This is a genomic window from Bacillus sp. YBsi01, assembly GCF_038406745.1.
Lineage (GTDB): Bacteria > Bacillota > Bacilli > Bacillales > Bacillaceae > Bacillus > Bacillus siamensis.
In genome coordinates this window covers 3,400,031-3,420,465 of the sequence record NZ_CP151679.1, presented here as the reverse complement: position 1 = coordinate 3,420,465, position 20,435 = coordinate 3,400,031, and the positions used below count along the sequence as shown (strand labels likewise).

At 46.7% G+C, this 20,435-nt stretch carries 16 protein-coding genes, 2 pseudogenes and 1 riboswitch; of the genes and pseudogenes, 6 read left to right on the top strand and 12 right to left on the bottom strand.

The window, feature by feature from the left end:
* Positions 1–25: 25 nt before the first annotated feature.
* Positions 26–241, top strand: a pseudogene (locus AADZ70_RS17195) (DUF2188 domain-containing protein); the annotation flags it as partial.
* A 58-nt stretch (positions 242–299) separates the two neighbouring features.
* On the opposite strand, the gene AADZ70_RS17190 reads toward AADZ70_RS17195, so the two are convergent.
* Entirely contained in the window at positions 300–653 is a 354-nt protein-coding gene (locus tag AADZ70_RS17190) for an SH3 domain-containing protein (protein WP_342007378.1), read from the bottom strand.
* A gap of 636 nt (positions 654–1,289) precedes the next feature.
* On the opposite strand from AADZ70_RS17190, the gene AADZ70_RS17185 reads away from it, so the two are divergent.
* From AADZ70_RS17185 to AADZ70_RS17170, 4 genes are all read left to right on the top strand, one after another.
* Positions 1,290–2,567, top strand: coding sequence for an Nramp family divalent metal transporter (locus AADZ70_RS17185; RefSeq protein ID WP_156187160.1), 1,278 nt, complete (start codon positions 1,290–1,292; stop codon positions 2,565–2,567).
* A 107-nt stretch (positions 2,568–2,674) separates the two neighbouring features.
* Complete coding sequence (locus AADZ70_RS17180) at positions 2,675–2,941, top strand: hypothetical protein (protein WP_029575267.1); 267 nt, start codon at positions 2,675–2,677, stop codon at positions 2,939–2,941.
* A 548-nt stretch (positions 2,942–3,489) separates the two neighbouring features.
* Entirely contained in the window at positions 3,490–3,741 is a 252-nt protein-coding gene (locus AADZ70_RS17175; protein WP_232904843.1) for a hypothetical protein, read from the top strand.
* Between the two features lie 72 nt (positions 3,742–3,813).
* Positions 3,814–4,371 carry a hypothetical protein gene (locus AADZ70_RS17170; protein ID WP_342007377.1) on the top strand — a complete coding sequence of 186 codons (558 nt, stop codon included), beginning with the start codon at positions 3,814–3,816 and terminating at the stop codon, positions 4,369–4,371.
* A 737-nt stretch (positions 4,372–5,108) separates the two neighbouring features.
* On the opposite strand, the gene AADZ70_RS17165 is transcribed toward AADZ70_RS17170, so the two are convergent.
* On the bottom strand, positions 5,109–5,270 hold the full coding sequence (locus tag AADZ70_RS17165) for a hypothetical protein (RefSeq protein WP_014304372.1): 162 nt from the start codon (positions 5,268–5,270) through the stop codon (positions 5,109–5,111).
* A gap of 177 nt (positions 5,271–5,447) precedes the next feature.
* A pseudogene (locus tag AADZ70_RS17160) lies at positions 5,448–5,654 on the bottom strand (ArpU family phage packaging/lysis transcriptional regulator); the annotation flags it as partial.
* A gap of 247 nt (positions 5,655–5,901) precedes the next feature.
* Here AADZ70_RS17160 and AADZ70_RS17155 point away from each other — a divergent pair.
* The gene (locus tag AADZ70_RS17155) at positions 5,902–6,339 is read left to right on the top strand and encodes a GNAT family N-acetyltransferase (protein ID WP_342007376.1); all 438 of its coding nucleotides are present in this window, start codon (positions 5,902–5,904) and stop codon (positions 6,337–6,339) included.
* A 120-nt stretch (positions 6,340–6,459) separates the two neighbouring features.
* Here the strand turns inward: AADZ70_RS17155 and AADZ70_RS17150 are convergent, their stop codons facing one another.
* From AADZ70_RS17150 to AADZ70_RS17110, 9 genes are all read right to left on the bottom strand, one after another.
* Positions 6,460–8,181: a pyruvate oxidase gene (locus AADZ70_RS17150; RefSeq protein WP_326351757.1), complete on the bottom strand. Its 1,722-nt coding sequence runs from the start codon at positions 8,179–8,181 to the stop codon at positions 6,460–6,462.
* Positions 8,182–8,239: 58 nt separating this feature from the next.
* Positions 8,240–8,686, bottom strand: coding sequence for an NUDIX hydrolase (locus tag AADZ70_RS17145; protein ID WP_342007375.1), 447 nt, complete (start codon positions 8,684–8,686; stop codon positions 8,240–8,242).
* A 53-nt stretch (positions 8,687–8,739) separates the two neighbouring features.
* Positions 8,740–10,560, bottom strand: coding sequence for an APC family permease (locus AADZ70_RS17140; RefSeq protein ID WP_049627912.1), 1,821 nt, complete (start codon positions 10,558–10,560; stop codon positions 8,740–8,742).
* A 156-nt stretch (positions 10,561–10,716) separates the two neighbouring features.
* A riboswitch (cyclic di-AMP (ydaO/yuaA leader) is annotated at positions 10,717–10,862 on the bottom strand.
* A 134-nt stretch (positions 10,863–10,996) separates the two neighbouring features.
* Positions 10,997–13,111: a cellulose biosynthesis cyclic di-GMP-binding regulatory protein BcsB gene (locus AADZ70_RS17135; RefSeq protein ID WP_342007374.1), complete on the bottom strand. Its 2,115-nt coding sequence runs from the start codon at positions 13,109–13,111 to the stop codon at positions 10,997–10,999.
* A gap of 5 nt (positions 13,112–13,116) precedes the next feature.
* The gene (locus tag AADZ70_RS17130; protein ID WP_016937212.1) at positions 13,117–14,379 is read right to left on the bottom strand and encodes a glycosyltransferase; all 1,263 of its coding nucleotides are present in this window, start codon (positions 14,377–14,379) and stop codon (positions 13,117–13,119) included.
* Positions 14,372–16,099: a DUF2334 domain-containing protein gene (locus tag AADZ70_RS17125; protein WP_342007373.1), complete on the bottom strand. Its 1,728-nt coding sequence runs from the start codon at positions 16,097–16,099 to the stop codon at positions 14,372–14,374. The genes AADZ70_RS17130 and AADZ70_RS17125 overlap by 8 nt, the downstream gene beginning before the upstream one ends.
* Positions 16,089–16,937, bottom strand: a complete 849-nt coding sequence (locus AADZ70_RS17120; protein ID WP_342007372.1) for a diguanylate cyclase — start codon at positions 16,935–16,937, stop codon at positions 16,089–16,091. Before AADZ70_RS17120 ends, AADZ70_RS17125 begins: the two co-directional genes overlap by 11 nt.
* Positions 16,918–18,003 (bottom strand): lipoprotein YdaJ, encoded by a 1,086-nt coding sequence (locus AADZ70_RS17115; RefSeq protein WP_342007371.1) that lies wholly within the window; start codon positions 18,001–18,003, stop codon positions 16,918–16,920. The genes AADZ70_RS17120 and AADZ70_RS17115 overlap by 20 nt, the downstream gene beginning before the upstream one ends.
* Positions 18,004–18,237: 234 nt before the next feature.
* The gene (locus AADZ70_RS17110; protein ID WP_049627906.1) at positions 18,238–20,424 is read right to left on the bottom strand and encodes a DNA topoisomerase III; all 2,187 of its coding nucleotides are present in this window, start codon (positions 20,422–20,424) and stop codon (positions 18,238–18,240) included.
* Positions 20,425–20,435 lie beyond the last annotated feature (11 nt).

The following is a 20,435-nucleotide window of genomic DNA, read 5'->3' as shown; positions in this document are numbered from 1 at the left end:
CACTTTTTATAAAGGAGTGATAGACATGCCTTGGTCAATGAAGGATTATCCGCAATCATTGAAGAATCTCGAGGAACCTGTGAAGAAAAAAGCGATCGAAATCGCGAATGCGATGGTGGATGAGGGATATGAAGAAGGACGGGCCATTCCCATTGCGACAAGTCAGGCGAAAGAGTGGAAAGAAAATGCCTCTAAGGAAGAAATCGATCAGCTGATGAAGCACGATGATGAAACGAAGCGCGGAAATTGATCCGTTATATATGGAAAAACCCCGCTCTAAAGAGAACGGGGTTTTCTGATTATAAACCGTAATAATAAGAAAGAGTGGTGACTGACACGTAGCCTGTCGCTCCGGCATACGTGACTTTCAGCCATTTATTAGAATTGGTGTAGTGGCCTTGAACATATTCACCGGTTACCCAAGAACCTGTAATTTTTTTACCGCTTGAGAATGTTGTAATTGTTGAACAGCTGACCTTAGAGCATGAGCGCATATTAGCTCCGTAAATACCGACTGTTCCCCCGCTGGCTAAAATGGAAACGTCCGGTTCAGCTTTAGGTGTAAAAATTGCAGCTGATGCAGAGCCGCCAAAAGCGAATAAAGAAACAACAAACATCATGGCTAGAGAAAAGACCGACAAACGACGTACCAAGAAAATTCCCCCTCTTTTATCATATGTCTGGAAAGCTTTCCTGAGGTTATTATACGTTTTCGCCCGGAAGACTGAAATAAGTCTAATGCTCCAACTTCTTTTCTGCGCGAATGATAAAGCGCTTTCTTTGTTTCGATAAATAACAGCGGTTTATTGGACTTGAATCACTGATATATCGTTGATTCAAACATTTATTCAGAGCGTCCGGAGTTTTTCCGGAGGTCATTTGAATGGTACAGGAAGGTTTTATCTTCCAATGGAAAGGTTCATTATTATTCTATTTACCCGGCAAAATGGAGGAAATGTGCCGTCTTTTTTCAAATCTGTGCTGGCGGACGGAAGGTTCTGACGATTTATGGGACAGTGTACTCTTTCACCCTTTTTAAAATGGAGAACCCGTGCGGAAACATCGTTGAGAACGGCATCGTTTCTTTCCGAATACGATGTCTTTTTCATTTTCGGACCTTTCTCGGGCGGGATACATATCATAGATAAAACAGGGCATACATGTACTGGTTTATTGAACATAAAGAGCTTGACATCTCATATTAGCGGATTTATGATGTAGATAAAATAATTTGCATCTAGGAAACTTTTTGTTATTTAGCTAAAAATCTATCGGAATTTAGGTGAGACATAATGAGCAAAGACATCTCAGCACAATCATTGCAAGCAAAAGCCATTCAGGATGCACTTGACGGCAAAAGCAAGGGATTCAAGCGGCTTCTGCCTTTTTTAGGTCCCGCATTTATCGCGGCGATTGCCTACATTGATCCGGGAAACTTCGCTACGAATATCTCAGCTGGTTCGAAATTCGGGTATATGCTGTTGTGGGTCATCCTCTTTTCAAACTTGATGGCTTTTTTAATTCAGGTTCTTTCCGCGAAGCTCGGCATCGCCACGGGTAAAAACCTGCCGGAAATCGCCAGAGACCGGTATCCGAAATGGGTATCCGCCGGGTTGTGGATACAGGGTGAATTGGTGATTATGGCGACTGATCTGGCCGAGTTTATCGGAGCGGCCCTCGGACTCAATCTGCTGTTCGGCATACCGATGATGGAAGCGGCCATTATCGCGGCGATCGGCTCATTCGCGATTTTAGAGCTGCAGCGCCGCGGTTACCGGGCGCTGGAAGCGGGCATTGCCGGACTTCTGTTTGTGGTGGTGATCGCCTTCGCCCTGCAAACCTTCTTCGCCAAGCCTGACGCCGCTTCCGTTCTCGAAGGGCTGTTCATCCCGAAAATTGACGGAATGGACAGTGTGCTTCTGGCAACCGGGATACTCGGCGCAACCGTGATGCCGCACGCCATTTACTTACATTCCGCACTGACACAGCGCCGTGTCGTCGGAAAAACGGATAACGAGCGGAAAAAGATTTTTAAATTCGAGACGATTGACATTCTCATCGCGATGGTGATCGCAGGGGCGATTAACGCAAGCATGCTGATTGTAGCGGCGGCGCTTTTCTTCAAGAACGGGCTGTATGTAGAAGATTTAGACGTGGCTTATCAGCAATTCGGCCACTATATCGGGCCGGCATCAGCCGCTCTCTTTGGAATCGGGCTGCTGGCCGCGGGGCTTTCGAGCTCTTCTGTCGGCACATTGTCAGGCGACATTATCATGCAGGGCTTCATCCGTTACCGTATCCCGCTTTATTTGCGGCGTTTCATTACCATTATTCCGCCGATGGTCATCATTATCTCAGGGGTCAACGCCACAGAAGCGCTTGTATGGAGCCAGGTCGTTCTTTCATTCGGCATCTCCTTTGCGCTCGTGCCGCTGATTATGTTTACGAGCAACAGACGCCTGATGGGCGCCCTGACGAACCGTAAATGGGTGACGGCTCTCGCCTGGCTGATTGCGGTTTTGGTGATCGCGCTTAATCTGTTTGTGATTTACGATTCTTTCCGTTAAAAAAACCGGCCGCTATTGGCCGGTTTTTTTCTTTTGGCGCCGGCTCTCGTTCGTATCTTTTTCCGGGGGTTTTTGGTATGATAGAAGAAAAAATCGGAGTTTTGCTTATGTCAGTATTTATCCTTTTTTATCTGTGGATCGTGCCGATTGTCATCGGCATCTTCTGTTCTCTTATTGCTTATCGGACAACGGGCAAGAAACGCCTGATTCCCGGTTTTGTGATGGTCGCATTGAGCATCGTTTCCTTAATCACGGGGCTTTGGATCGGCGGAGTGAACTATCATGTGTTCATCGGGGGCATGTTTTTATTCGGTACGTTATTGGCCGGTTCCGCCTTCCCGTTTTTCTTCGCTCTTTCACGCAAAAAAAAATAAACAGGCATGCTGCCTGTTTATTTTTTTATTAACCCAAATTATAAAACCGCTCCGATCATGTGGTTCCGCCTCAATCAGCCTATACATGTGTTATATAGGCTTTAGCCCATGTTCTATTTCACGAAACTGCAGCTAAAATGAATTCCGCTAAAGAAGATTTTGGATGATAAGAGAAATACTGTATAAAAATCCTATTTACCCCAAAAATACCTATTGATAGAATGGTATCTGAGAGGGAAAAATGTTCAAAGCGGATCATATAGGTCCCGCCTAAATACATAGTCTTTTATTTCTCTCTACACTACATTTCTAAAGGAGGATTTCCCATTAGACACGCAGCTAAAGGCATTCTGTTTGCCGCATCTTTAGCCCTTGTAACTACTTCTTTTGTCCCCGCATCCTTAGCTAAAGAAAATCATAATAATACTGCCAATGCCGCTGGAACGGCCAAATCATTTTTTTATCAGACTGATACACAATTTTCCTACGGACTAAAAGCACAAAGCGATGCATCTGTGTCAAAACCAGTCAAAGATGCAATCAGAGAAGTGCTGAAAAATAAAACAAAATTATTTAATCTTGTTGAAAGATTAGCAGGAAAGAAAATAAGAAATGAACTTGAATCTGTTTTCAATGAACACATAGAACCGGTTTTAAAGAAAATGCTGAACGAGTATGTCGCCTTAAGCTGGACTGACGTGGAAAAGAATCTTTATCTTTCACTTAAAAAGTCCGGACTTTCTGACAGCCAGGCTAAAAACCTCGCTCATTTGACAACTTTAGCAATGAAAACATTTTAAACTGATTCATAAATGATCATGCAAAGTGCTGTTAGATTCACTCTAATAGCACTTTTTCATTGGAGATTTCACATGACTATCTTTTTTACTGTTTTACTCACTCTCTTATGCTGCCTTGTTATTTCATCTCTTATTTTTATGATTCTATTAAAAAAGGAAATACTGGATACACCACCCAACCACTTAGCTCATGCAGCATTCATAGGGCTTATTGGATTCTCCCTGTGCTTCGCTGTAACTGTACCCAGCCTAGTTATTTATTTTGCAACTATAACTGTAAATCATTTTTTCGGAGAATATATCTTCTATGGTTCACTTTCAGACTTATACATATTTTCTGTCGTCGTCAGTATTTTAGCTTTCATTTATATGCTAATCCTTATGGTAATTGTAAAAGGAATGACTCATGTTTTTAAATTACCTGCTTGGTTAGCCTATATCCTTGAATTCATTTTTGCATGGGCTGCTGTTTACTTCTCAATTAAATACGTTTCCAATCATATCATTGAGAACATAGCTATATTTCAAGGTGGAGAAATTCTTCTTTCATTCTTTATAACTTTCTTATTTTCGGGCCTGGATATCCTTTTTACTCATTTGGATAAGATCGCAAAAGAGAAATTAGGCTAATAAAGGGGGAATTGGGTATGAAGAGCATTAAATATATATCTTATTTTTCTATTTCTTTCGTTTTGCAGGTGGTATGGCTGCTGCTAATAAAAGAAACCTCTAATATATCTCTAATAGATATAATGACGATGTCCTTTTTATTCACTCTCTTTATGTTCATCTTGGATCACATTTTTAAAGAAAAGCGGGCAAAATAGAGCCTGCTTTTTTATTTTAACATTCCTTCAGCTTCGCTTTCATTTTCGGTCTGTAAATTCCGCCAGCAGCCAGACCATACATTGACTTAAAAAACAAAAAACCCTCTTCGTCATGAAAAGAGCTTCATTCATCATACGGCCGATACTTTTATCGAATGTAAATGCAAATCCCCCGCATTTACGGAGGGACAAAAATGCTCATTAATTATCTTGTGTAAAGCTCACAAACACTTGGCCTAATATGCTTCGCGGCTAAACCAACAACTCCACATCTAACTGCATTTTCCCCGACGATTTTTAAGATGGAATAGCCGCTTCTATCCACATTTTTTCAAGTAATTTTTGCAGACCTCCGGAAATAAAGTCAATAATTTTTTGTTTTAAGCAACCCATATAAGATGCTGTTGGGAAATCACTGTCAGTGTTCGGAACTCAGGAACGAATTTCCCAAAGACTAATTGCTCATTCACGATGTACTTCCCATCTTTAAGGAGGGATGCTTCATCAAAAGTGAACTGAAGTGGGGGCAGGGATTTTTTGTTAAAAACTTTTGAACATGAAATTCAAAAAAATAAACAGCACGATGATCGTCACAACAATAAAGGCTTCTCTTGTGAAGTTTTTATCATCTTCTTTTTGCTGTTTCTTTCTCTTAATCTCTTCTCTATATTTTCTTTGAACCTCTTTCTTTTTATCATCCATTATCTAAACTCCTCTGAGTCCTTTTTTCTTTTTATCACTTGCACCCCTCCTTTCAGTTACTGCCATTTTATCGCGCAACAAATAAGTACACCAGTGAAAAAAGCCTTGACCATAAAGCCTTCTCGCACAGCTGAGACTCTAAAAGGTGAATTTAATTTAACGGATTAAAAACAGCCCTCAGATGATTCCGAGCGCTGTCGCGATATTGCAAATGGCCTGCCTTTTCACCTGATAAAACTTATCTCTTTTCAGGCCGAGCTCAATCATAATTTCTAAATCCTTTATTTTTCTTGATGACAAATATTTCTTTTCAAGAATACTGCGCTCATCTTCATCAAGACAGTTCTCTAGCGCCCTATCCATCTGCTTGACCTTCAACTCATTAACTGTTTTTGAACTAATCACCTGAATCAATCAAGGCAGACAGCGAATACTGGCTGAAGCCTTTTGCTTGGCCGTAAGTGATTTTTCCGGGAAGCGGCGGCTCATTTGAGTTAAGCGATTCATGAGAATGATTCCGCCTTCTTAAACAACAAACCGGTTCAAAACCATTTTGAAATATTGCATCATTCGGAATATTCATGTAAGTTTTGTATAACAAAAATTAACAAAGAGTGAGGGGGGGAAACATATGATCATCAGGAGCGCGGAACCTTATGACGTAAACCAATTGACCGACTTAATGTATTTATATATCGTGGATTTTTATCAACGGCCTAAACCACCGATTGAACATATACATCGTTTGATTGAAATGCTATTTGAAAAGGACAGAGGTATTCAATTCGTTGCTGAACAAGATGGGGAACTTATTGGCTTTGCAACATTATATTTTAGTTTTAGCACGACGAAAGCAGATAAAATAACAATAATGTATGATTTATTCGTGGCAGAAAAAGCAAGAGGCACAGGAGCAGCCCAAGAACTGTTTAAAAGTTGTGAGGCTTTTACAAAAGAAAACGGGTATGCGCATATGTCATGGATAACAGCATCCGATAATTACCGTGCACAAAAATTCTATGAAAAGATGGGCGGCTCCCTTGGAAATTGGCTGACCTATTCCATTTAACTGAAGAAAAATGATCATACGGCTCACCTGAGTAAATAGAAGAGCCTATATGCAAACAAGCTGCACGACAAAAAAATAAACAGGCATGCTGCCTGTTTATTTTTTTATAAGCGCCGCTTTTTAAAACAGCCGTTTCAAGCTTTTCTTGAGCGACGGCATTTCGATTTTTTGGTTTTCAAAGAAGTTTTTCAGCATGTATTTGCTGAAGCCTTTCGCTTGGCCGTAAGTGATTTTTCCCGGAAGCGGCGGCTCGTCGCCAATGACGGCGTCAATGACGACCGGTTCATTTGAGTTGAGCGCTTCATGAAAAGCGGGAGCCAATTCTTCGTGTTTCGTCACTTTGATCCCTTTTGCCCCGCAGCTTTTTGCAAAAGCGGCATAATCCACATTTTGCAGATGGGTGACGTAGTCAATGTTGCCTTTGACTTGCTGTTCATATTCAATCATGCCTAAATTTTCGTTGTTTAAAATGACAACCGTAATCGGCAGTTTATATTTAACAGCCGTCGGCAGATCCTGCATGACCATTGAAAATCCGCCGTCTCCGCAAATGGCGATGGACTGCCGCTCAGGTTCGGCAAGGCTTGCGGCAATCGCTCCCGGAAGCCCGCATCCCATCGTGGCGAGCCAGCTTGAGACGATAAAGTCCTGCTTTTTCATTTTAAAATGGCGGGCCATCCATACCGTAACTGTTCCGACATCCACTGACAGGACGGCATCCTCTGCGGCCGCATCCTGGAGCCGGGCGATGACCTGCTGCGGCTTGAGCGGATGAGTCGCCTCGGTTTCATCTTTTTCGATTTCCTTCCACCAATGCTTCATGTGCTCGGTGCAGGCGTCTAAAAATCTTCTGTCTTCTTTATATTCAATGTAATCCGTCAGCTCTTTCAGGCCCAGAGCCGCATCACTGACGATTCCCGCATTGACGGGATAGCGCTTGCCGATTTTGGCCGGATCCGAATCAAGCTGGATGGCAGGCGTATCCTCCGGGAGATAATCCCTGTATGGGAACGATGTGCCGAGCATGATCAGCAGATCGCATTCCTCCATCGCTTCGTAGGCGGGCTTTGTGCCGATTTGCCCGAGATTTCCGAGAAAATGGGGATGGCTGTCAGGTATGACCCCTTTTGCCGGCAGGGTAATGACAATCGGAGCGGCCGCTTTATCGGCGAATGCGAGCAGCTCCTCTTTTGCTGACTTTAACCCTTGGCCGGCGAGAATGACCGGTTTTTTTGCGTTGTTAATATATTGCGCGCATGTCACGAGATGTTCTTTTTTCGGCTCGATATCGGCTTTTAAGTATATCGGCGACGTGTAGACCGGCTCCCGTTTGATTTTTTGCGCAAATAAATCATCAGATACGGTTAAAACGGCAACGCCTTTTTTACTGTAAGCCGTACGGATCGCCTGGTTCAGAAGATCGGGCAGCGCTTCTGCTGTATGTACTTGCTGGTTGAATACCGCCACGTCCTCAAACATTTGCTCTAATTTGATTTCCTGAAAGCTGTCACGGCCGATTTCATCTGAGGCAACCTGTCCAGCAATCGCCAAAACCGGAACACCGTCCGCTTTGGCATCGTATAAACCGTTCAGCAGATGAACGGCTCCCGGCCCTGCGATTGAAAGGCAGACACCGATCTGCCCGGTCAGTTTTGCCTCAGCCGCGGCGGCCAGGGCTGCGACTTCCTCGTGCCTGGTTTGGATGAATGTCAGGTTGTTTCGTTCATGTCTCAATTCTTCGATAAATTCATTAATGCTGTCTCCGGGAATGCCGTATATATGTCCGACTCCCCATTGTTCAAGCAGCTCTGTCATTACGTGTCCTGCTGTTTTACTTGGCATACTGCATCCTCCTTTTACCTGTATTCATCCCCTTTTTAAAACGGGTTGAAACACGGGGCTATCTGCCTGACTTTTTTCTCAGCAGATCAAGGATGGATAATAGATGCCGGTCTTTCAGCGTTACCTTCATATTTGCCGCACCATTGATTCCGTCTTTTACTTGGCGTTTCCTGTTCGGCACCATGAACAGCGGCAGCTGGTTTGGGGAAAACCAGCGTAATGCGGCGGTTTCCGGCCCGTCCATCAGCGGGGTTCCGCCAGTAACGGCTCCGATGAACACGTGCTGTGTATCTTCAAATGCAGGCCTTTCATACTCACCGGCTTTTTGCCGGATGGTCACATTATAACCGGTTTCTTCGAAGGCCTCTCTGATAGCTGCGGCTTCAGGTGTTTCACCTTCTGCGATCCCGCCGCCGGGCAAATCCCATAAGGGAACGTCTTTTCGTTTTACGAGCATTATGTCCCGCCCGTCATTTTGAATGATGACAAAAGCGCCTTGAGCCATGTCGTCCTCCTTTACAAAAAAGACCGCGGCACTAAGGCCTGCGGTCTTTACCGTTACTTTTTAAAATGATACGGCAGTGTGGCGACGATTATGTCCTTCTTCCAAAACAGCCGGACGCGGAGCAAGAAGGCTGATTGGTTGTGAAGGATGGTCTGCCAGCGTTTTTTCGTAATGAATTGCGGAAACAGCACCATCACGGAGAACTGTTCTTTTTTCGCTTTTTGTTCGACCGTCTCTAAAAACTTATCAAACGGATGAACCAGACTGCGGTATGAGGAATGCAGGGTGACGAGGCGGACGCCGTTATGAAGCTCTTCCCAGCGCTTTTCCACCTTCTTTTCGTTTTCCCTGTCAAAGGAAACATGAACCGCAATGACCTGATCCGATAATGATTTCGCATACTGAATCGATTTTTGGACGACCGTGGTGACACCGGCGACAGGCACAATGACGACGGTTCCCTTAATTTCCTCAGGCTGCTGATCAACAACCCGCAGCTGTTCGCCGACCGCGGTGTAGTGATTTTTAATAACGAAAAACAAAAAGACGACAGCCGGCATGAATAACAGCACGGGCCAGACAAGATTGAATTTTGTCGCGAATAAAATGCACAGCACCATAAATGAAATGGCGGCGCCGCATGAGTTGATCAGCATTTTTACAGCCCAGCCCTTCGGCTTCTGCCTGATCCACTTGATGCACATTCCCGTCTGCGACAGCGTAAACGGAATGAACACACCGACGGCATAAAGCGGAATGAGATGTTCCGTGCGACCGCCGAATAAAAGAATAAGCAGGATGGACGCGATACCGAGAAAGATAATTCCGTTTGAAAAACCTAATCGGTCGCCGCGAACCGTAAACATTCTCGGCATATACTGATCGCGCGCTAAATTAAACGCCAGCTGCGGAAATGCGGAAAAGCCCGTATTCGCCGCAAGCACGAGAATCAATGATGTAACGCCTTGAATGAAATAATACACCGTATGGCGTCCGAAGGTTTCCGCGGCGATTTGTGAAATAACGGTCTCGTTAGGCTTCGGACCCGTGCCGTAGCCGTACGCCAGCACCGTAATCCCCGTAAATAAGATCGCCAGCAGAATCCCCATCATGGCCAGAGTGCGGGCCGCGTTTTTCGCCGGAGGATTTTTAAAGGCCGGGATCGCATTTGAAATGGCTTCAACACCGGTCAGCGCCGAACACCCTGAAGAAAAGGCCTTCAGCAGCAAAAACAGCGTGATGCCCGCTACGGGCGTGCCGATCGGTGTATGCTCGGCCGGATGAACCTGGCCTGTCATGAGCTTAAACAGCCCGACGACGATCAAAAGGACAAGCGCCGCCACAAATAGATAGACGGGATACGCCAAAATGGACGCCGATTCTGACAGCCCTCTCAAATTTAAAATCATAATCAGAATCACAAGCAAAACAGCAATGAGCAAATGATGCGGGTGCAAAGCCGGAAATGCCGATGTAATGGCGTCAGTTCCGGCAGAAATGCTTACCGCCACCGTCAGAATATAATCAACAAGCAATGAGCCGCCCGCAATCAGGCCGGGCTTCTCACCAAGGTTTTCTTTAGAAACCATATAAGCGCCTCCGCCTTGCGGATAAGCGTAAATAATCTGTCTGTATGACAGAATCAAAGCAAGCAGCAAAATAAGAACACCGGCTGCGATCGGAATGGAATACCAAAACGCGGCCGCGCTTACCGCAGCCAAAATGATCAGAATCTGTTCCGTTCCGTAAGCAACTGATGAAAGCGCGTCTGAAGAAAGCATGGCAAGCGCCTTGAGTTTCGTCAGTTTCTGCTCTCCGGCAGCCTGTGATTTCAGCGGTTTCCCAATCAAAAATCTTTTGATTGAATGATACATTTGTTGTCTTCCCCTTTTTTTCATTTTCCGTTTGATTTACAAACCCTTACTGCTATGATGTCTCCGAATGCTGATTGCATGCCTTATTTCAGGACAGCAAAAAGACACAGAGGCAAACGGATGCCCCTGCGCCATAATCGTGCACAGGTTTCATTCATCTCCTCTCATGAACGCTTACGAGGTTAGCTGTCGGATTCGGGCTTATGAGAGTTGGCCCTACCTAAAAAGGATTCACCCCAAGCGGCATGACGCGCCGCAAATTGGTTCCCCCGCTCTGGATACAGATTAAGCGATATAGATTATAAAAGAGATCATACTCCCGTCCCGTCCGGTTGTAAAGGGGCTTTTATGCTGTTTCAAAAATAAAAAAATTACCGCCAAAAATGGAAATAAAAATACAAAAAAAGAGGCCTGTTAACAGCCTCTTTTGCTTTCATTACTCTTCACTTTTTTCATTATCCGCTTTTCTTTTTTTCCTTCTTGCCGTCAGCCAGATCAGACCGGCCGCAATGATTATAAGCGCCGCGAAAACAGCGATATACGTGACGTTCAATGCTGCGGAACGGCTTTTCGTATCAGCCGATGGACTGCTGTCGTCGGATTTGATTTGCTGATGGTTCGAAAACAGCTGCTTGCCGCCCGTTTCGTTGACGACGGTTGCGGCGTCGCTTGTGCTGTCTAAAAAGCTGATCAGCTCTTTTGTGACGGCCGCGCCGCTTCCTGATAACGGAGCAAAAACAGCAATACTGCTGTCTGAGTCCCAAGGTGATTTCTGTGTAAACGCGACTTGTTTCGTCGTCTCATTCAGCATCTGAAACGATGAAACATCGTAAGCGCCGCTGCGGTCTGACGGCACGAGAAGCTTAGAAGCGTTTGACTTCAAAAGCGGAATTTGCGCAAGACTTCCGATAAACACAACATTCCGGCCTTTGGCGTCCGCTTCCTTCATGTCTGATGCCGTCTTCACGGTAAATGACTGCCGGGCGCCGTTTCCAAATGAATCGGCCACTAAAGAAAGCTCTTTAAGTGTCTGCATAGTCACGTCATCCGGGATGACGATCACAGTTTTATTCACGCTACCCGCAAACGGGAGCGGCCATTGCCCGAAATCCGCTTTCTGCGCCGCATCGCTTACCGGATACGTCAGCGTGCTGCTTTTATCAATATAGACCCATTTGTTTTCGTCACGGTCGATACACGGATTGTTATGTTTCAAACCTGAGGTGACAAATTGCAGATCAATGTATCTGCTGCTGCGCAAAAGTTTCGGATCAATCGGGATGGAGACGTGGTAAAAGCCGTCTTTATCCTTATTGCCGAGATCATCAAGACGCACCGCATTCGGCTGTCCGTTGACCATGACGTTCAGTTCCGCTCTCTCGGCGTCATCACCAGAATCCGCTTTCGTCCGGACCGATTCCGACGTCTTTAATGTAAGCGAAAACTTGACCTTCCCGTCTTTATCAACAGCGGCCGCCGCAGGGTAAAAGAAATGCTCCGACGCCGTTTTGTTTGATCCGACCGTTACATTTCCCGCGCCGAAATCGTCTAAAGTCAGTTTATTGCCTGTCTTTTCAGCAGCGGGCTGAAGACGGCCGATCATCAGTGAGTCTCCGCTCAGCTGGCCTGAATAAGCGCTGTCTGTCATGACGCGGATTTTTTCTGCCAGCGTTTTGTCTGATTGTGCCGTGACAAACAGGACGGGCTGCCGTTTATCCCCGGCGGTCAGCACCCGTTCAGCGAGAAGGAGTTTGTTGTGTTCCGCTTTGATGTTCCCGCGATCGAAAAGCTCTTTTATTTTGCCGTTCCAATGCTGCCCGGCGCCGATGACAATTGACGGATTGCTGATTTTGCCGGCGGCGGATTCTTTTACGTACGACACTTTTAGCCTGCTGTCAGCCGTTTTCAGAAATCCTTCTGTTTTGACTGCGGCTTCAGCTTCCGCAGAGGTCGGTTTGTCAGGAAGGATAATATCGGTTTCTTCACCCGTATTGCCTGATTGGGCAAACGGATACGGGAAATGGCTCAGATCCGCCCCCTTTGACTTGCTTGCTTCTGAAAGCACAAGGCGGCTGTCCGGATAAATCTTTATCCAGTTCCCTGACGTATCCTGCCTGACGCAAACGCCCTCTTTTAATACGCCGTAAAATTGCAATGAGACGTTGTGATAGCCTTGGGCGGCTTGGCTTTTGCTGAGATTGAGCTTTACTGTTTTCCGCTTAGAGCTGCCGTCAAGCTTTAGGGATTTGACCGGTTCATTATCAATGGCAATCGTTAAAGAAGACGGAGCTATTAATAAGTTTGACGCCTCGTAATCAATCAGAAGCGACTGATTGGCATTCGAAGCTCCCGCAGGAATCTGATAAGTCAGCTCCGAGCTGTCTTTCGCCCCGTAAAGAGTAATCAGATCGCCCGTCAGCGCCTGCTGCTCTTTTGCGCCGGCGCTTGTTCTGAGGGCGGAACCGTCCGTTTTCAGTTCCTGGGCCGCGGCCGTCTGCCCGTTATATATCAGCAGCAAAAGGCCAGTTATCAATATGATCGCTTTTTTCAAAAAGGTCACCCGCTTTTATTTTGATTGTATCGCTCCGTTTTGTACCACTTGACTTCCTGCTTGAACAAGCGGTGCTTGATCTCTGTGAATAATGACCAGATGACAAGCACGATCCAAGCCTGGGAGTATGTGAAGTACATGAGAAATACGATAAAGAAGTTTTGTTTGTTCATTTCTGTTTTTTCAATGCTTAAGGTAATCATGACCTCGGTCATAAACAGGAAAAAGGCCAGTATCCACAAAATCATCGCCAAAAACCCGACTGCCAGATGCAGGTCGTAAAAAAGATTGATAATAAAAATCGTGTTTGACATGATCACACCGAAGAAAAACAAAAAATACGTAAAAAAGAAATAAAACAGATCGAAGATGATCCGCTTGCGTTTCAGCTTAAAAAATTGGGATAAAAACTTGAGAACGACGTATTGATTGCCGCGCGCCCATCTTGTCCGCTGGCGCCACCAGACCTTCCATGTCTCAGGCTCCTGCTCCCATGTCACAGCCGCCGGGAAAAAGCGGATATGGTACCCGAGATTATAGACGCGGATCGTCAGCTCGGTGTCCTCCGCCAGCGCCTTATCATCCCAGCCGCCAAGCCGTTCGATAATGCTCCGCCTGATCGCGAAGTTTGTTCCCGGGATGGTGGCGATTTTGAACCATTTCCATCTGCCGCCCTGCGCCATCCATTGAAAGCAGATGGTTTCAATATTGATAAACTTCGTCAGGAGCGTTTTGGCCGCGTTGATGACACGGAATTTCCCGACAACCGCTCCTGCTTTCTCATCATTCATCAGACCGAGAACGAGGTAGTACACCGCCATTTTTTCCGGCGTATTGTCCGCATCATATACGCAGATCACGTCTCCGTTCGATTCGGCAAACCCTGAGTTCAGCGCCGAGGATTTTCCTTTTCCGGCGTTCGGGGGCTTTGTGACAACCATTTTAATGAAATCATACTGACGGGAAAATTCATTGACGATGTCTCCCGTCCGATCGGAGGAATTATCGTTAACGACAATGATCTCAAGCCTGTCTTTCGGATAATACAGATTCACCATCGCCTTCAGCGTCTGCCTGATAACAACTTCCTCATTATGCGCGGGAATCAGGACGCTGACCTTCGGGAGCTCCCCCGCCTTTGCCCGCCATTTCGGAATGTTTTGTTCGAAGGTCATATAATGCCTGAATCCGCCCTGCATCAGAAACATGTGATAGAGAAGCATCACCCATATTAAACTTAATGAGATAAAAAACAGAATGTTACTCAAGGGTTCTTCTCTCCTTAAAGATTCGTTTTTTTAATGTGGCGCGCAAATAAAGGACGTAGCATGCGAACATGATGATGAACAATAACACCACGCCGGAGAGAATCCAAAGCGCTTTTTCCAGAGGCGTCTGCTGGTGGTGATTGAAAAAGGATGTTATCGGGTGAATCTTGTTTTCCACATGAATGATTCCGTCTCCGTTCGTTTTGATTCTGACGCTGTCCGACGTTACCGTCTGCTTCGTTTTCTTCAGATCGAGCCACTCGCCGCCGGGGATTCGTTCCATCTGATTGACGAGCTCAGGGAGGTATTTCATGCCGAGATACGGATGATAGAAACCTCCCGCCACTCCGCCGCCGAAGTCAATCATCTGCGAGATATGATCCTCCATATCTCCGAGCGGATTTTCCTTTGAGTTATCGGCATAACCGATGGTTTCAGGGTACAGCGTCATCCCGTCCAGCATAGCCGGCTTTGAGACGAACGGAGGGGCGCCCGAAGTTTTCCACGTCGTGCCGCTGAGCTGCACTTGGCCGAAAATGCTGGAGAAATAAGAAGATGCGATTTTGTACCCTTCTTCAGACATCGTATAGTGCGGCGCTTCGAATGACAGCGGATAAAGGCCGAGCTCTGTCAGGTCATCAATCGCCTGCTCCAGCTTCGTTCTCGTGTAGATTTTTTCTTTTTCACGGAAAGGCTTCACATACGCCCGGTACGCTTTTTCATTCGGAAAATCCTGTTCCTTTTCAAGCTTGACCGGAGCATCGTCCGCATTTTCTGACGTAATCGGCTGATCCGTTTTGGCATCCCAAAATTCAAAGCCTTCTCCCGTTTCGCTGTACCGGTATGCGTGCGTATAGCCGTGGATAATGATGCTGCCGCCCATTTGCTGAAGTTTTTTCAGGACGCTGACCATTTTCGGCTTGTCCGCCAGATATACTTTTTCTCCGTTTTCCGGATTGAGGTAGACGGGAATCACCGCCAGAATAAACGGTATGTGTCGTTTATGCAGGTAAGCGCCCGCTTCGTAAAGCAATGTTTCATCTGACATCGGACTGATGTCTTCAAGCCGCAAATAAAGGAGGGTGCCGCCCTCTGATTCTCCAAACGCCTTGCGCAGTTCTTTCGCGGTCAGAAACGAATCATTTAACAGGCTGGTCACACCGAAATAATAGTCAGAGCGCCCCGTTTTCCATATAAAAGGGCGGGTGCTGCCGTCACCGGACCGGTATGTATAAAGGGGCTCCCCTTTTACTCCCGCTGCACCGAGCACGGACATTCCTTTTTCAAGCGGCATATCTGTTTTTTCTTTCTTACTGTAAATGCGGTATACCGTTTCTTTTTCTGTGAGGGACAACCCCGCAAATCGGTTAAACTGTCCGGCGTTATACCCGATGCTGATAAGCTGCTGCGGCATGCTGCCGATCAGCGACACAAATGGTTTGCTGAGCTTTTTCTTCGTGACGCCGTAATAGATGACGCGCCGATTCTTTTCGAGGTCGGCGGCTGTGATATCTCCGTCGCTTTTCACGGTCACGGCGGATGAGAAATGGCCCGCGATCAAATCAAGCATTTTGACTTCAGCGGTTTCTTCGCCGTCCGCGCTTGTATAAATAATGAGAATGCCGTCCTTTTTGTCTGTTGCTCCCGCCGTACGGGGAATATAAACCGCCGAAATCATGAAGATTGCTGAGAGTAAGAGACGTATCCATTTAGAGTTCATTCATCATCATCTCGTTTTCCAGTTCATTTAAAAATCGCTCAGCCGTCTGTAAATCCTTTCGGTACGCCAAGTAACATACACGGAAGGTGATGGAGACGTATTTACCGTTTTGCAGCCGGTACGTATCCAATTCCTTTTTCAGCTTCGCCAGAACGGCCGGCATGTTTTCTTCAGGCGTATGGGTCAGCACGATGCCGAACCGTTCGGCGGACGGCCTGAATTTTTTATCTGTTTCCCGTACGCTTGACCGGATTTGACGGCTGATAAATGCCAGCAGGCGGTCGGTCTCTTTTTCTCCGTAGAGGGATTTGAATTCCTTGAAATAATGCATGTGCAGCAGCAAAAAGACAAAGGAATTGCCGTAGCGTTCCGCCCGCTTGATTTCCTCTGACAGTTCCAGCTTCATCCGGAGATGGTTGTCAAAGCCCGTCACCCTGTCGACGGCGACAAAGCTCGTGATCTCTTCCCGCAGCTGCTTCACTGAGCGCTCAAGCCCCTTGGCCAAATCGTGTATTCTTCCCGATATGTAGGAAAAGACGAGGAGCGCATTCCCCCAAACGGCCAGCATCTGCAGACCTTCGGCACCGGCAGACACCATAAAGCTCCCGGTCTGAAACCACAGGAGCAGGCTGCCGAGAACAAATAAGACGAGTAAGGTGATAACGAGCGCGTAGATCGCCCCGAACCATAAGCCGGCACCCGCGACAAGCAATGTGATGCAGGTTATCAGAAGCCCTGCGGATTGCTGTGACACATAGTAAATAAAAAGAGACAGCAGCGCTAACATAACTGCTGTGTAGCTGCACAGTTTTTGTGATTCATTGAATGATATGTTCATTAAACAATTTCCTTTCAGCCAAAAGCGGCAGCAGGTTATCGAAAGAATGTGTATCGCTCCCGCTCATATAGCCGCCGTAATCAGGTTTCAGCGTGTCCAGCGTTTCAAATGAAGTCATTCTTTCATAAAGCGATCTGATGACAGCTGGATCAGCTTTTTGCTCTGTTAAAAAAAGAACGGCGAGAGCGTAAACGGATGGTGATTCGTACTGAACCGCCGGCTCCTTCGTGTCTGCGATGTACCGTCCGTACAGCTGTCCGCGCGACTTCCATTCTTCTATCATCCATTTTGAGAGCGCGGCGGCTTTGTCATCGCCCCGCTTCAGATTCACGGCAGCATACAGCTGGTCGATGACATTGACTTCGCTGTCATATTTGTATTCCTTAGTTTCGGTATTGAACGATTTCGGCAGAAAACCATTTTTCAAGGGCGCAAGATTGAGAACATCAAGGTTCCGGTTTTCCGTTTTCTCATCGATAATCCCCTGTTCTCTGAGCATCTGTAAGGCGCCGGGGCCGACATAGGACAACGTCACGGTCTTTGATGCGGCATTTGAAGCGGCATCGTAGTAATCCGTAAAATACCCTTCATTCATATTGTATTTTTTCAGCGCCTTCCCGATCTGCACCGCTGTTTTCCCGTATTCACTGTTTCCCCACAGGGTTCCGGCCTCATTCAGACAGTTCATGATTCTGAAATCGTCAATCAAGGCATTGGTGCCGCTCGCTTTATTCCCGGCAATTTTCCACGAGACGAGGCCGTTGTCCGTCAAAAATGAATCGATAAGAAGCTGATATTGGGCTTGAAACTGCCGTTCATCTTTCCTGCCGAGCAAAAATTCCATCCATAGTCCGAGAGACTCAGATAAATATTCCGGCTCACCGGATATGTTCGTCTGAATCATTCCCCGCCCGTTCATCAATTTATGATAAATAAAATGCTCTGCGGGCTGAAGCGGTCCGGACGGTTCAGCAGCCGTCTGTTTTTCGGTGCCGGCCTCTGCGCATCCCGCCGTCAGCACGATTGAAATCAAAAGGATCATCAGACTAAAACCGAATCGTTTCACGTACCATCCTCCTATTTTGTAATTCCTTTTTTATACCTATATCTTATTTTTCACAAAGCAATTTTTACTATATAAGAAACGATAAAAGAATACTAGCATATTTTCACATTGGGAAATTTTAAAATAGGGACGCCGCCGGTTCTCCTTTTCCCTGTTTGTTTGGATTTCATTCCCAATACAGTAAAAAACACGACAAAAGGCAGCATTTCTTTAAAAATGCTGCCTTTCTCTGATTTATTTATCCAGGCCGAGTTTTTTCAGCTGTTCTGCCAGCGCGTTGTTCAGCGGCTCCTCTTTATTTTGGGTTTTCATATAAGAGTTGATGTCCCGCTTGGATGCGCGTCCGGATTTATCTTTCGCCTTGCGCTTTTCAAAGACGGACAGTTTCTCCCGGTGGCCGCATACACATGCGAAGGTTTGGCCTTCACCCTGGCCGCGAAGCTCCATTTTCTTATGGCAGTTCGGACAGCGGGCGTTGGTTTTTCTCGCCACCGTTTTTCGGCTGCCGCATTCCCGATCCTGACACACGAGCATCGTGCCGCGTTTGCCGTTGACTTTAAGCATCATCTTGCCGCAATCAGGGCAGGCGGTGCCTGAAATGTTGTCATGTCTGAAGGTTTGGCTGCTGTTTTTGATTTCCTTCACCGTTTTGTCCGCATATGTTTTCATGTCTTTAATAAACACGGCGGATTTCAGTTTGCCCGCTGCGATGGCGGAGAGCTTTTGCTCCCACTCGGCGGTTAACGCCGGCGATTTTAAATCTTCCGGGACGAGCTGTAAGAGCTGCTTCCCTTTTGACGTGATGAAAATATCTTTTTCTTTTTTCTCGATTAAGAAACTGTTGAACAGTTTTTCAATAATATCAGCGCGGGTGGCGACTGTTCCGAGTCCTCCGGTTTCACCCAATGTTTTCACAAGGTTCTTCTCTTCTCCCTGCATAAAGGCGCTTGGGTTCTCCATCGCGGATAACAGCGTGCCTTCATTAAAACGCGCCGGCGGTTTCGTCTGTCCGCTCGTTTCTTTCAGCGACGAGACGGACAGGCGCTGACCCTGCTGAAGGGCCGGGAGCGTCTGATCTTTATCTTCCTCATGATCGTCGTCATCCTCATACATATCGTACACGGCTTTCCAGCCCGGCGATTGAACGATTTTCCCTTTTGCGGTAAATGTTTCGCCGCCGATATCGGCTGTGACCTTTGTTTCTTCGTATTCGAACGCCGGCATTAACACGGCGAGAAAACGTTTGGCGATCAGATCGTAAAGCTTGCGTTCTTTGTCGCTGAGGCTTGAAAGAATCAGCGGCTCCTCTGTCGGAATGATGGCATGGTGATCCGATACTTTCGCATCATTGACGAATCCTTTATGCGCTTTGACGCCGCGCTTCAGTATTTGATTGACGTATTGTGCGTACGGCTTGACTTCCATGCCGTTTAAACGGTCTTTTAAAGTCGGCACGATATCGGCGGAAAGGAATCTGGAATCCGTCCGCGGGTAAGTGACAAGCTTGTGCTGTTCATACAGCTTTTGAAGCACGGACAGCGTCTCTTTTGCGGAAAAACCGAAGCGCTTATGAGCGTCCCGCTGCAATTCCGTCAAGTCGTAAAGACCGGGAGCAAAGCTTTTCTTCGCCGTTTTTTTCAATTCTGAAATGACTGCCGGCTTTCCTTGGAGGTCTTTTGCCAAACGGCCGGTCACCGTCTGGTCGAACGTTCTTGTCTGCTTTGTTTTTTTATCCTGCCATGTCAGCGTCAACTGATCAGCCGCCGCGCGGAGACCGTAATATGGGACGGGTGTGAACGCCTGAATGTCCGCTTCACGCTTGGCGATCATCGCCAAAGTCGGAGTCTGGACGCGTCCGCATGACAGCTGCGCGTTAAATTTTGTCGTCAGGGCGCGGGTCGCATTGATGCCGACGATCCAATCCGCTTCCGCTCTGGCGACGGCGGAATGATACAGATTTTCGTACTCTTTGCCGCTGCGGAGCTTTTGGAATCCTTCTTTAATCGCCTTGTCTGTTACAGAGGAAATCCACAGCCGCTGAATCGGTTTGCGGACATTTGCCTTTTCGATAATCCAGCGGGCCACAAGCTCCCCTTCCCGCCCTGCGTCTGTTGCGATTACGATCTGGCTGACGTCTTTCCGGACAAGCTGGGCTTTGACCGCATTGAACTGCTTTCCTGTTTTTTTGATGACGACGAGCTTCAAAGGCTCCGGAATAATCGGCAGATCCTCAAGCCGCCATGATTGATATTCTTTGCCGTACCCTTCAGGATCAGCGAGCGTTACCAAATGGCCGAGCGCCCATGTGACGATGTAGCGGTCGCCTTCAAGATATCCGTTTCCTTTTTTATGACACTTCAGAACGCGGGCCAAGTCCCGGCCGACTGAAGGTTTTTCAGCTAATACAACTGTTTTTGACATGCTTTTTCACT

Excerpts from the sequence above, each read along its gene's own strand:
- AADZ70_RS17170 (WP_342007377.1), top strand. The coding sequence starts at position 3,814 with ATGACTATCTTTTTTACTGTTTTACTCACTCTCTTATGCTGCCTTGTT.
- AADZ70_RS17110 (WP_049627906.1), bottom strand. The coding sequence starts at position 20,424 with ATGTCAAAAACAGTTGTATTAGCTGAAAAACCTTCAGTCGGCCGGGAC.
- AADZ70_RS17180 (WP_029575267.1), top strand. The coding sequence starts at position 2,675 with ATGTCAGTATTTATCCTTTTTTATCTGTGGATCGTGCCGATTGTCATC.
- AADZ70_RS17140 (WP_049627912.1), bottom strand. The coding sequence starts at position 10,560 with ATGTATCATTCAATCAAAAGATTTTTGATTGGGAAACCGCTGAAATCA.
- AADZ70_RS17145 (WP_342007375.1), bottom strand. The coding sequence starts at position 8,686 with ATGGCTCAAGGCGCTTTTGTCATCATTCAAAATGACGGGCGGGACATA.
- AADZ70_RS17125 (WP_342007373.1), bottom strand. The coding sequence starts at position 16,099 with ATGAACTCTAAATGGATACGTCTCTTACTCTCAGCAATCTTCATGATT.
- AADZ70_RS17150 (WP_326351757.1), bottom strand. The coding sequence starts at position 8,181 with ATGCCAAGTAAAACAGCAGGACACGTAATGACAGAGCTGCTTGAACAA.
- AADZ70_RS17120 (WP_342007372.1), bottom strand. The coding sequence starts at position 16,937 with ATGAACATATCATTCAATGAATCACAAAAACTGTGCAGCTACACAGCA.
- AADZ70_RS17165 (WP_014304372.1), bottom strand. The coding sequence starts at position 5,270 with ATGGATGATAAAAAGAAAGAGGTTCAAAGAAAATATAGAGAAGAGATT.
- AADZ70_RS17155 (WP_342007376.1), top strand. The coding sequence starts at position 5,902 with ATGATCATCAGGAGCGCGGAACCTTATGACGTAAACCAATTGACCGAC.